Below are 13,827 nucleotides of genomic sequence, written 5' to 3'. Positions count from 1 at the left end.
GTGTCAGCGGCTCTTAAGTCATAACACAATCAATCGCTTTATTCCTGTGAATTAACCACAGGAATATCGCAACTGGTGGTGTAAGATTGAAAACTATCTCAAATTCTGAAGACATTGTTTTGCTCTTCCTGAACAAATTTAGCAGAATCTGACTCTAAGGCCTTCTTTCTGAGATCAATTAAAGCTTCATCAGTCTTTTGTAAACAGAGCTCGATTTGTTTCATAGAGGTGTTATTCTTAGATAAATCGGTTAACACTGCATGCAATTTCTCTGCATCTTCTTTAGGTAGACCGGTTAAATCTGCTAACTCAGAAGGATTTCTCTTAACTAATTGACTGATAAGTTGTTGTGCATCATACCCATTATTATTTAATTCATTTTTAAATTGATCTAATTCGGTTCCTTTTTTAGCAATAGTAATGCGTTCATCCTTAGTGTAGCCAAAATAATCCGTTAATCCTTGGAGCATCCAACGGTTTGCAGTAAGTTCCTGGGTTTTAGTGCTTCTTTCTTTGGCAAGCTTATCAAAATGAATTCCACACAGTTCACGTAACTGTATAATTAATGCTTCACTGCTAAATTGTAATTGTACCATTGAAGGATAGGCTTCTTGTTTCGCAATTAGTGTTTGTTTGACTTGCAGAATCTGATCCTTTTGTTTTTGTGCTGCTGAAGAATTATCCAATGTTTTTGCAAGATCATCTATTTGCTTCAAGTTTTGTTGGACTTCATTTTCCTGCTTATGAAAGTTTTGTACTTCCATTTGCTCGATTGAAACGCGAGTTTTATTTAACATGACGCCTACTAAATATTGATTTAAAGTCTGTAATCGATCTTTGAATCCTTCAAGATCTGATATATCTAGAGGATCTTTTGAGGTACCCTGTTTTTTGATTCTTGCCTGATGCAACTGTTCCACTTCAACGAGTTGATCATTCAAACCTGAAATCATTTTTGAAATATCAGGTATCTTTTTAGAGCGTTCTGTTTCAAGTGCTCCAATTTGTTTATTGATTTCGGCGGCATAGGCATTATGTAATGTGTTATTTAATATACCTACTTGGCCTTCTAATTTTTCAATGTCTGCAAAATCAATTTTGTCTGTTTCCTGATGCATCCGGTTTTTTTCATTGCGCAATAATTTTATTTCTTCTTGTAAATTATTAAGGTTAGCGATTGCATCTTTAATGCTGATTGCATCAGGATATTTTGCATTTTCAAGCGTGGTAATTTTTTGAGTTACACGGTTTGTCAGGGCTTCATAACGTTCTCTCACTTGTTCAGGATTAGTGATTATTGGAGTGGCAACTGCACGTTGCAGCAATTCCAGATTTTCAGTTAATGTTTGCTTCATGTTTTGGATTTGTCTACGCAAACTATTGCTTATTGACGTGACGCCATTCATTTCTTTATCTGAAGGAATACTGTGAAGTGCTAGGAGTGTAGCTGCGATATTTTTTTCTGCTAAAGCATTTTCACATTGTGTTAAAGAGAGAAGCGTTTGTTTTTCAAGCACTGATTTTTTGATGGCATCCATCTGGATTTTTGCTTGTCTTGCTTCTTCAAAATTAAATCTAGCCCATTGTTGCTCTTCGGGAATGGCTTTTAAAGCATTGTTCAGGTCCTCACCTTTCCCTTCTAAGAGCGCATGGAGGCATTGTTCCAATGCAGGAGCAATATTTTGGCGCATAAAATCTTTATATGTGCCAGATAAGTGTGAATGTTGTACGATTTCTACTTGCTCTTGGAAATTAAAAATACTTGGTATATCAGGTTCACTACTAACATGCTCGACTTCATTTTTGACTGCCGTTAACTGTGCAGTATGCATCCTAAGCAGGGGTTCAACAGCAAAGCCACTTTCATTGCGTGGAAAAAAATCGGGACTCTTTATAGCCACAAAAGTAATGATATGTCGATCTTGATTAACCACCTGATCATCTACCATCACACTCGCTTGGCCATCGGCGGTTATTTTCATGGGAATTAATGCTACATCTTCGGGTAGATAAAATGAAAATTCATCTTCAGAGCCTGCTTGGTGTCTTCCCACTTGTTTTGCTTGCAGTAGTCCATCTGGATCATGTATTTCAAAAATAGTATTCGCGCCAAACATTCTTGGGACTTCAATATTTGTTGAATTACTTGCGTTTGTTTTGGAGGAAATCTTACTGTAGTCATTTAATTTGATTTGCATAAAGACTTCTGAAGAACGATTTGTAAAAAGATCAGTTGTCGTATTTGCAATTATGGTATTGGCTTGACTAATAAGTTTATTTTTAAAGTCTTCTGGAAAGCCTAATCCTCGATACAATGTTTTTGGTGAAGAGGCCTTACCATGTGTATCTACCAGTGCTTTACTGGTTAGTGGAGTCATTAACGAAGTAATCAGTATTTCTTTAAATGTTGATCCTTTATCCCTATTTTGAGCAATCGCATTGACACGGCTGTAGTACCAGGCATCATTTTGCATGAGATAAACTAAATCATACTTGATCTGATTCGGATCACTACTTTGGTGTCTAATCGTGTTTTCCCAAGTATCTCCAAGTTTAACTAGAGGTGCTTTGGGATCAGTTGAGTGAAATTCAGTATTTTTTTCATGCTGCATTAAACGATCGATATTATTCATATCGGTATCATTTAATAGGGATCCTACAATAGCCATATCACATTTGGCTAACAAGTCACGAAAGAATCCTTCTTCGAGACGTTGGCCATTTAAAAGAACATGATCGTCTTGAATTACATCAGGATTAGCCATGATTTGTTGAATAATACGAGCAGCGGCAACATCATCTACATTCGCTTGCCTTCTTGTTTTACCTGAAGAAGATTGAAAAGGCTCTTTTATCACCTGCATTTTTACTTTTGCACGAGCTTCTTGGATGAAGCCTAGAGTGGAAGCAGGTTGCTGTTCACATCTTCTTGCAACATCCGTGGGTATCATATATGGGGATGGTTCTAAAAAAGTTTTAAAACCAGGAAAAGCTTGTTGTACTTCAGGAAGGGCGTAATATTCCTTGATGGTTACGAATCTTTCGTTATCTTTCAATTGATATTCACGATTTACACCCCGCATATCTTTCTTAAAATTGGGAACCACACCTTCTTTTATAACGTATTTTGCGCCACTATTGGGATGTTCATAAGCTCCTCCTCTGCTGGGATCATTTATTGCTTCGGGGTTAAATTGAGGAACTACAGCTCCAGTGGCTAGGAAAAATTCTCGATGTGTTTTGAGAACGGCTTCAGCTCCTCGCGAACCAACAACTTTTTTAAGTGTATCGTATGCCCCTTCCACTATTACTTCTTGAGGTGCTTTGACTCTCATTAAATCTACCATATGACCTTGATGGATCAAGATATGTGCTGGGGTGCCATCCCAATTATGGGGATTGTCGCGAATAATCTCAGCATAGAAATCTACTTCTTTTGGATCTTTGAAGATTTTGCCAATGAGTTTATTGTCTTCAACATATCTCCTGAATGCTGCTTCACTCTTTTCATGATACTCATTATAAAAATTTCTCGTGCGCTCTTCATTAGGTCCTGATCGCTCATCATCTCTCCCTACTACAAAAAATGCTTGTGCGATGAGAATTTTTTTCAGTTCTTCTGGAGTGACATCGGCTAAAGTCTGACCATTTTCTGCTGTTGCTAATTTTTCTCCTCTGAATTGTGCTTTACGTGCCTCTTCGATCATCACTTCAGCACAAGCCATAGTACGTACTGTATGTGCAAGGCCATGAGTTCCTCGATCAGGACCTTCATTTGGAGGAAGCCGTCCTTCCGTCGGATCTTTAGGATTTTTTAATGGCCCAGGATAAGGATGTCTTAAATATTCTTTATGGACATAATCTACAACACCGCGAACATCGTCATCGCTCTCCAATAAAGCACTGTTTAGAGCTGATTTAGGTTCTGTTAGTGATGCAGTAGGATTGGTAAGAATTTCTTTAGGGGCTGTAGTGCCGCCTAAAATAGGAGCAGGGATTTGGGTGACTAAGTCTTTTTCAGTAGCATGTCTTAAAGCAGTTGCATCATTTTGTATGTCTCCTTCTGGAAACTCATGAGTCACAGCCCGTAACCAACTGGTAATTTCCCTATAACCATTCCCAGCGAGTTCATTTTGCATTTCCTGAGTAATGGTTTGCCCTAGATTTTCTAGCGTCGGGGGATTATCTCCTGTTAATGCAGTATGTGCCCTTACTCCTGCAGAAGCAACCCAATAACCACATAAGCCTCTGTTTAGTCCAGCTCCATTAGGAATCACAGAAAGTGTGGTACCTTGAGGGAGTTTTCTGGCGAGAATGTTTTGATAACTTCTTCCAGAACTCTCTCCTAGTGGGTCAAAGAGGTAGTATTGATTGCCTTGGCCTTTAATTAACATGATCCAATGGCCAGATTCTTGTGTTGGACTTACCCCTGTTAATATAGGCATGAATCCTTGTTGATTCAGTTTATCTAATCTTATATCCGGATTTCCATTGTAAATGATCCCGCTGGTAATATCTTGTCCCATACGTTCAAAAATGGCGCGCATGCCATCTTGAGTTAATTCTACCCCTTGTACATATTCAGGCATTTTCTTCTCCTCGAATAATACGTGTAACTAATTTATATTTTGATTCAATACAGAACATATTGTTTTTTTATTATAAATCCTAAATGGTTAAGGCAAAGTTAACTCATAAAAAATATGTAGAAATTTTGTTCATTTGAAGGCGGTTTGAATTAAAAATACTCATTGGGGTGAAAGAAGGAATTGGCACCGGATAGGATAGGAGCGTGGTATCTATGTGGGACATAATTCTAAATAAAATCAGTTTGCTATAAAAATTAACTTATTTTTATAGCAAATGCAGATTAAAGTGCCATAACTTTATTTCTATATTTGATACTAAAAAAATGTAGCACGCAGCCATAGATAGGCACAAAAGCTATCAAGCTAATTGTAATTTTAAAACAGACATCAACGATGGCTATTTCCGGCCAATGTTGGTTCAAAAAAGGATGAGTGCTGTGGTAAAACGCAATAGTAAAAAACAAAAGGGTATCGATTATATTTCCTATTGTAGTTGAAAGAGCTGGAGCTACCCACCAAGATGAGCTCTTTCGAAGACGCTGAAAAATAAAGATATCCATAAACTGGCCAATGACATAGGCAACGAAGCATCCTAATGCAACCCGTAAAGGCATATAGTGGAGTGCAAAAAAACTATTCCAGCTTAAGGAGCCAAGAATTTCAATAGAGCTTGCTATAAAATAAGAGATGAGTAGTCCAGGAATCATACTAAGAAAAATGATGCGTCGAGCTGTCCTGGCGTTGGAAAGTCTGGTAGTCAGATCGGTCAAAATAAAAATAAAGGGATAAGTAAAAGCGCCCCAAGTAGTGTGAAAACCAAAGAGCTCAAAAGGGTATTGTACTAATATGTTACTGATAGTTATTAAAAAAACATGTGCCACTGTAAGAAATCTATGCGCTGAAATTTTATTCTGAATCAAAAAAGTAATCTCTAGTTTATAAATCCGAAGGTTTGCGCCCTTATATAGGCTTTGTTATTTAACTGTACTAGGGCCTACATATAGGCGTTCTGATGTTAAGACAAAAGGCATCAGAATTCAATTGTTGATAGGCCCACGTCTAATAAATATTCAGCATGTCACTCATAAGGTAGATGTGCATTGTGATGTTCTTTTATGGGAATGTAACTCAATAAAAGACATACACAATGACCTAATTAAGGAAGAAGTATCGCGTTATATTTTGCGACATTCAACCCTTAATTACTTATCTGTACAGTACATCAGATATTAATAGCCGAATATTGCCTCAATCATTCATTATTCCGGATAACAATAGAGAGGTTTTTTATGTGTCAGAAAGATAAATCACAACTCAAGAGTTTTGGGGAGCTCTTCCTTAACAACACTCTGCCTAGCTATCTTATTAAACTCCCCTAATACGTCATCGCTTAATTTCATACGTTCTTCTATTTTAGCGATAAAGGTTGTACTATGGCTTAAACTCTTTAAGAGTGCATGGAGTTTCTCAGCACCTTCTGTAGAGAGGCCAATTGCTTCTTCCAATTCATCAGGACTTCTCTTTGCTAAGATATTAATAAGTTCTTGTATGTCATACTTATCATTATTTAACTCTTTCTTAAATTTATTTAAAAATTGATTTAATAATGTCCCTTTCTTAGCTAGGATAGGGCGCTCATCTGTAGTCAGTCCTACCCGATCAGTAAATCCTTGAAACATCCAACGATTTTTAGTGAGTTCTTCTGTTCTTATTTTTCTTGATTGTGCCAAATTAACCTGGTGAACCTCACATAATTCACGCAATTGTATAATTAAAGCCTCGCTCTTAAATTGCAATTGCACCATTGCAGGATAGGCTTTTTGTTTCTCCACAAAAAACTCATTTAATTTCACGATCTCTGCTTTGTGCTTTTTCGCTGTATCCGAGTCATCTAATGTTTTTTCAAGCGTATCGAGGAGCTGTAAATTGTGTTGAGCCTCTTTCATCTGCATCTCAAACTTTTTTACTTCCATTTGATTGAGAGAGACTCTTATATTGCTTATCAATGCCTTAGTTAAAAATTGATTAACCTTTTGTAATCGATCCTTTAATGCATCAACATCGGACAGATCAAGCGGGTCTTTCGATGCCCCGTGTTTTCTTATTTTTTCTTGACGTAATTGTTCCACTTCAGTCATTCGCTCATTAAAACTAGAAATCATTTCTTTTATAGCAGTAAGATTCTTAGGTTTTTTTTCTTCAAGTAGCTCGAGCTCTTCTGTAATCTTAGCTATATAAGCATCATATAATTTGTTATGGATGGCTCCTAGTTGCTCTTCTAATTTTTCGACATCAGTAAAATCAACTGTTTCGGCTTCAGAATAGAGCCGAGCTTTTTCATTGCGTAGCACTTTTACTTCTTCTTGCAGGGAATTAAGATTAAATAACTCTTTCTTAATGCCGGTCACCTTATCGAGTTTTGCGGTGTCTATAGCTGCAATTCGTTGGGTCATGCTCGTTATAAGGGTTTCATAACGCTTCTTTACTTGCTCAGTATTAATGAGCACAGGAGTAATGACGGCATCTTGTAGTGGCTCCAAGTTTTCAGTCATCTCTTGTTTGGTACGTTGAATCTGCTCTTTTGTATTGCTGCTTATCAATGGCATATTGTTCATGTCATTCTCTGAAGGAATACTTTCAAGTGCTTTTAAAGCATCAGTGATTTGTTGTTTTTCCAGCGCCTCTTGGCATTTCATTAACGGTGAAAGTTGACGTTGAAGCGCTATTTTCTTTTCAATAAGAGGTCTTAGGTTATCCATTTCCATTTTAGCTGCTTTTGCTGCATCTGATTTAAAGTCAGACCATTCTTTATCGGAGGGAAAATTTGCTAACGCATGTTGCATCATTTCCATATTATTTAATCGAAGCGCAATATGACATTGTTGTAATGCAGGAATCACTTTTTTATTCAGAAAATTTCTTCGTTCCAGTGATATTTTTTGATCGTCTTTTCCTGAAAAGTAGTGTTGTATTTTATCTAAAAATCCACCTCTAATGGGTAATTTAGATTGATATACCATTTTAAGCCGCAGTAATTTTAGCGTTTCATTTAAGTTTTTATGAGTTTCTTCATCTTCTGGTTGAATAACATTTATTGTCTCTGTCACTTTTGCGTTTTGCATCTTAATCAAGGAATTAACGGCAAAACCACTTTCATGTCTTTGAATAAAATCAGGACTTTTAATGGTCGTAAAAGTGATAATATATCTATCTGCTCCAGTAGGGGTTTTTCCATCAAGAGTCACTTTAGTTGGAATTAAAGCGACATCATCCGATAAATAAAATGAAAATTCATCTTCGGTATCATTGCCATGAGTTCCCACTTGTTTGGCTTGCAGTAAGCGATCAGGATCATTGATTTCAAAGATGGTATTCGAACTAAAGGTTGTTCTTGGGACTTCAATATTTGTAGAGTTACTTGCGTTTGTTCTGGCAGATATCTTACTTAAGTCATTTAACTTGATTTGCATAAAATCTTGTGCAGACAGATCGGTAAAGAGATGTTTTGCCGAATTCGCAATGATAGTATTGGCTTGATTAACCAGCTTCTTTTGAAAATCTTCTGAAAAATTTAATCCTCGATAGAGTAATTTTGGTGAAGGAGTACTACCATGTGTATCTACCAATGCCTTACTGGTCAGAGGGGTAAGTAAGGCAGTAAACATCACTTCTTTAAATGTGGAACCCGTGTCTCTATTTTGGGCAATTGCGTTGACACGGCTGTAGTACCATGCATCATTTTGCATGAGGAAAATTAAATCATGCTTAATCTTATCTCTATATTCGCCACCTTTTTTTCTAATTTTTTCATCCCAGGTCTCTCCAATTTTAACTGGAACTGCTTTGGGATCAGTTGAATGAAATTCCGTATCTTTTTCATGTTGCATTAAACGATCAATATTATTGATATCGGTATTGTTTAATAGGGATCCTACAATGGCCATATCGCATTTAGCTAACAAGCCACGGAAAAATTGTTCTTCCAATTTTTGGCCATTTAAAAGGACATGATCGTCTTGAATCACATCAGGATTAGCTATGATTTGGTGGATAAGCCGTGCAGCGGCAATTTCATCTCCATTGGGTGGTCTTCTGGTCTTTTCTGAGGAGGGTTGCACAGCCTCTTGAATTGCATCCATTTTTACTTTACTACGAACTTCTTGGATAACTCCTAGACAGACTAGGGGTTGTTCACATTTTTGTGCAACAGGAGTAGGCTCCATATAGGGAGTTGATTTTAAATATGTTTTACAACCTGGAAATGCTTGTTGTATTTCAGGAATGGCATAATATTCTTTTATAGTTACGAACCGTTCTTTCTCTTTCAATTTATAATCAAACTTTTCGCGTCGCATATTTTTAGCGTTGGGAACTATCCCTTCTTCTATAACGTATTTTTCGCCACCATATGGATTCTCATAAGCTCCGCCTCTGCTGGGATCATCTATCGCTTCTGGATTAAACTGAGGAACTACGGCTCCCGTAGCCAATAAAAAGTCTCGATGTGTTTTGAGAACAATTTCAGCTCCTAGTGAACCTACTGAGTTTTTAAGAGTGGTAAAAGCATATTCCAATACGGGTTCTTGAGGTGCTTTAACTCTCATTAAGTCCACCATATGGCCTTGATGGATTAAGACATGTGCTGGAGTTCCATCCCAATTATGGGGTTTGTCTAGAATAATCGCCGCATAAAAATCTACTTCTTTTTGATCCTTGAATATTTTGCCGATGAGCTTATTCTCTGCCACGTATTTTCTGAATGCTTGTTCACTTTTCTCGTGATATTCTTCATAGAAGTTTCGTTTATACTTCGCTTCATATCCTGAGCGCTCATCATCTCTGCCTACCACAAAGAAGGATTGGGCGATGAGAATTTTTTTCAGTTCCTCTGGAGTGACATCGGCTAAGGATTTACCATTTTTTGCCGCCCCTAGTATTTCTCCTCTAAATTTTGCTTTCCGTGCTTCTTCGACCATCACTTCAGCACAAGCCATAGTGCGAACCGTATGGGCGAGGCCATGAGTGATTCGACTTACTTCTGTGGGTTTAATTCGGTCTCCATTAGGATTTTTGGGATCGACCAATGGCCCAGGATAATCATGCCTTAAATATTCTTTATGGACATAATCTACCACATTGCGAACATCGAGGTCATTTTCCAATAAAGCGCTGTTGAGAATCGACGTAGAAGCCGTTTGTGGTGCAGTAGGTTGTGTAGGGATTTCTTTAGGTGTTGTGGTTTTCCCAGTTAAAATAAGAGTCGGGATTTCTATGTGTAACTCTTTTTCTGTAGCCCGTCTTAACGCGGTTGCCTCGGTTTGTACACCGCCATCTACGGGGAAGTTGTCGGCAACAGCCCGTAACCAACCAGTAATTTCACCATAGCCATTCCCAGCGAGTTCATTTTGCATTTCTTGAGTGATGGTTTGGCCTAAATTTTCTAAAGTAGGAGGATTATCTCCTGTGAGTGCCGTATGTGCTCTTACTCCTGCAGAAGCCACCCAATAGCCGCATAAGCCCATGTTTAATCCCGGGTCATTGGGAATCACAGAAAGTGTAGCACCTTGGGGGAGTTTTTTGGCGAGGATGTTTTTATACCCTTTTCCCGAACCTTCACCCAGTGGGTCAAAAAGATAGTAGTGATTGCCTTGACCTTTAATTAACATGATCCAGTGGCCCGATTCTTGTGTTGGACTCACTCCTGTTAATATGGGCATAAACCCTTGTTGATTTAGTACATCTACTCGGATGTCAGGATTTCCATTGTAAATAATACCACTGGTAATATCTTGTCCCATACGTTCAAAAATAGCATGCATACCATTTTGGGTTAATTCCATCCCTTTTACGTATTTAGGCATTTTGGTTCTCCTCAAAGAGTACGAGCAATTAACTGATGCAGCGCTATAAATGTATTCATTGTGTGTTATTATAACTCAACTTCATTAAGCTAATGTTAAGTTAATTAAAAGTCATTTTCATCGACGAAATAGCTGCTATCTTATTGATATTTTATGCACAGTATTTTTAGATAAATCTCTTTTCCATAAAGTAGGAGATTTAGCTTTGGTGTTATACTACTTGGCCTGCAGCCCAACCTGATGACCATGCCCATTGAAAATTATATCCTCCCAACCAACCGGTTACATCCAGAGCTTCACCGATAAAATAAAGACCGGGTACTTCATGAGATTCCATGGTTTTTGATGAAATGGAATTACAGTCTATTCCACCAATCGTTACTTCTGCGGTTCGATATCCTTCAGTACCATTGGGTTTTAAGATCCAGGAATTAAGTTGTTTTGCTACAGTTTCTAGGTCTCGATTGGGTAGTTCAGCCAATTTTTTTTCTGCAAGTTCTGGTTTGATAAAGACCTCAATGACGCGTTTGGGTAAGAGTGTGGACAATATTGAATTTAATTGCTTTTGTGGTTTATTGACTCGAGCAGTCTTTAAATATGCAAAAAGATTAATTTCAGGCAATAAATTGATGCAAATAGTTTGACCAACGTGCCAATAGGAAGATAACTGTAAGATTGCAGGGCCACTCAAACCTCGATGAGTAAATAAGGTATGCTCGCGAAATTCAATACAGGCATTTTTAACCAAACTATCCACTCCAATTCCTGAAAGTAATGCGATTTTCTCTTTTTCAATTACATCTAGGGTTAAAGGAACCAGTCCTGCTCGTGTGGGCCATATTTTAATCCCAAATTGTTCAGCAATCTTATAAGCAAAAGGACTCGCTCCCATGGTAGGTATGGATAATCCACCACTGGCAATAACTGCGGATTGGCAATGAAAAGTCCCTTTAGTAGTTTGTATTTTGAAACTTTGTGTTTTATGAATTTTTTCAATGCTTGTGTTTAACTGTATTGTAACCCCTGCAACGTCACATTCTTTAAGCAGCATGGTAACAATATCTATTGATTTGTTATCACAAAAGAGTTGCCCTAGAGTTTTCTCGTGGAAAGGAATCTTATGCTTTTTTACCAGCTCAATAAAATCCCATTGAGTATAGCGAGTTAAAGCCGATTTAAAAAAATGAGGATTATTGGATTTGTATTTTTCGGGCTCTACGTAATAATTGGTGAAATTACAACGCCCTCCACCCGACATCAAAATTTTTTTACCCACTTTATTGGCATGATCAAGTACTAAAACTTTTCGACCGCGTTTGCTTGCTTCAATAGCGCACATTAAACCTGCGGCACCCGCGCCAATGATAATAACATCAACTTCTTCCATAATAGGAGCAACTTGTTTTAAATAAAATCAAATGTAAGAGTATCATGTGTCACATTCAATTCAAAATAAAAATAAGATCTCTTGACAATTGATCTCCCCGACGGAGGCGGTGAACATGAATTGTCAACACGCCCTAGTTTAATAGTGGAAATTAAGATATTTTTTATATTGAACTCATGCGCCACATCTTTTTATGTATGTTTTAGAACGCTTCTTAGCAATTTTCTTAGGCATCGTAGTATTGCCATTACGTGCATTTGCATATCATGCTTTTTATGCAATTATTGCGCTTCTTGTTGGTGTTTTTGCTAGCGTGGGATTACCTTTATCATTTGCCTTGACTTTAAATCATGAAGGTATTTCTAAAGCGATTAATCTATTCTTGACTCTTTTTTTTGTTTTTCCAATTACTGCAGTAATAATAACAGGAGCTCTTGCTCTTTTAGCGGTATTTTTATTGTGTAGTACGGTAGTCCATATGGCTGAGGCATTAGGGTTTGGTTTTATAAATAGTCTTCTTTATGGCATGGATGGTTTTTGGAATACTTTGCGTACGCAACAAATCTTTAGTCAGGATCTGTGGAATTCAATTAAAGTTTTTGTAGGACTTGCCAATACCAATCAATTAAATAGTAATGCTGAAGAGCAACGAATTATTGCTGGGTTGCAAAATTTTGAGATTGTACACGAAGATTTTGAGATCCCAGATTTGCAAAATAAAGAACCACAAGAGCCTTCTATTTTATTGGATGAAACCGAATTAAAAAAAATCGAAGAACTCATCATTCACTTAACACGTTTCAAAGAGTGTTTAGCGCAACAAACAAAAGAGCAATTAACCCTTTTAAAAATTTTATATACTCAATATACAGATCTTTTTTCCAAATTAGAAGAGGTGCATTTGGCATTGATGAGTAACGAAAAAAGTCAAATTATGGATGAGCTTATTGCCTACAATAAAGTAAGAATACCTATATTATTAGTCAAACAATATAAAAAAGGGGAGTGCTGGTATCATGTCCCTGCTGCAAGTTATATTACGGATAGAGACAGCTTCTTGCATTTATTGAAAAAAAATTCCAAGCATCCTTTAAATAGAGATCTCTTTAAAAAACCAAGGTATTACAAGCAAATGGAAACAAGATATCTTTGGTATGAACTAACCGAAAATTACTGTTCTTCCCGGGAATTGAGTGATGCTGTGGGTGAAATCCGTGTTTTGAGGGATGCATTGTTGCCTCAATTGAATGAAATACACAGAATGAATTTCAGCATAGATGCTTTTTCTCCAGCATTTTTTGGACCAGTAACTAAAAATGATGCGTATTCTCAGGCATTGCAACTGGAGCAGAAGGATGAACTACGGCTTTGAGGGTATTAATTTGAAGCGTTAACTTTCTTTTTACATAGGATAATTTAGGCTTATACTATAAATAAGCGTCAGTTTCGGATAAGGATTTTGTCATTTCCGCATAGGCGAAAATCCATTTTTATTTTATTATCATGCCTATATGGAAATAGGGCTTTGTTTTTGGGAGGATAATAGCAACAAGTTTTTTTAAGTAAAATAGCAAATGCTTTTCACTCCGAATGAATCAACATCCTGATTTCACTCGTTTATCTGAAGCATACGCTATTAAATCATTTTATGCTTATTTTTAAGGACAGCCATCATGAATGAAGTTGATATTTTAGGTTTATTTTATGATGTAATGAAAGTTCAGGGAGCCACTCGAGATCAAGTCTTTTTAAATATGGAAGATGAATCTGCCGCAATGCTTTCTCAAAAATTAAAAGAGCCCGTTTCATTGCAGCAGTTGCAAAAATTAACCGATATTTGCATCGCTAATGAATGGTTAGAACGAACAACTGCGGATCCAAATTATAAATATTTATCGTTAACTGAAGCAGGACTTCAAATTGTTTTAGCTAATCTATATACATAATTGCAAGTCAAGGGTATAAACTTTAAGCAAAACTCGGTAAAATA

Annotated in this window: 6 protein-coding genes; 2 read left to right on the top strand and 4 right to left on the bottom strand. The window is 37.0% G+C overall.

Annotation, left to right across the window (positions count from 1 at the left end):
* Window positions 1-98: 98 nt before the first annotated feature.
* The 4 genes from DYH34_RS15505 to DYH34_RS15490 all read right to left on the bottom strand — a co-directional run bounded on the left by DYH34_RS15505 (window position 99) and on the right by DYH34_RS15490 (window position 11,837).
* Entirely contained in the window at window positions 99-4,589 is a 4,491-nt protein-coding gene (locus tag DYH34_RS15505) for a SidE phosphodiesterase domain-containing protein (protein ID WP_058464858.1), read from the bottom strand.
* A gap of 281 nt (window positions 4,590-4,870) precedes the next feature.
* Complete coding sequence (locus DYH34_RS15500; protein WP_058464859.1) at window positions 4,871-5,509, bottom strand: 7-cyano-7-deazaguanine/7-aminomethyl-7-deazaguanine transporter; 639 nt, start codon at window positions 5,507-5,509, stop codon at window positions 4,871-4,873.
* Between the two features lie 387 nt (window positions 5,510-5,896).
* The gene (locus DYH34_RS15495) at window positions 5,897-10,450 is read right to left on the bottom strand and encodes a SidE phosphodiesterase domain-containing protein (protein WP_115342635.1); all 4,554 of its coding nucleotides are present in this window, start codon (window positions 10,448-10,450) and stop codon (window positions 5,897-5,899) included.
* A 211-nt stretch (window positions 10,451-10,661) separates the two neighbouring features.
* On the bottom strand, window positions 10,662-11,837 hold the full coding sequence (locus tag DYH34_RS15490; RefSeq protein ID WP_058466530.1) for a BaiN/RdsA family NAD(P)/FAD-dependent oxidoreductase: 1,176 nt from the start codon (window positions 11,835-11,837) through the stop codon (window positions 10,662-10,664).
* A 193-nt stretch (window positions 11,838-12,030) separates the two neighbouring features.
* Between DYH34_RS15490 and DYH34_RS15485 the strand changes: the two genes are divergently transcribed.
* Complete coding sequence (locus DYH34_RS15485; RefSeq protein ID WP_058466529.1) at window positions 12,031-13,209, top strand: hypothetical protein; 1,179 nt, start codon at window positions 12,031-12,033, stop codon at window positions 13,207-13,209.
* A 301-nt stretch (window positions 13,210-13,510) separates the two neighbouring features.
* Complete coding sequence (locus DYH34_RS15480) at window positions 13,511-13,783, top strand: hypothetical protein (RefSeq protein ID WP_058466528.1); 273 nt, start codon at window positions 13,511-13,513, stop codon at window positions 13,781-13,783.
* The last annotated feature ends 44 nt before the right edge of the window (window positions 13,784-13,827 follow it).

Source organism: Legionella cincinnatiensis (genome assembly GCF_900452415.1).
Lineage (GTDB): Bacteria > Pseudomonadota > Gammaproteobacteria > Legionellales > Legionellaceae > Legionella > Legionella cincinnatiensis.
The sequence above is the reverse complement of the archived record's forward strand: the minus strand, read 5'-3'. Positions and strand labels throughout refer to the sequence as shown.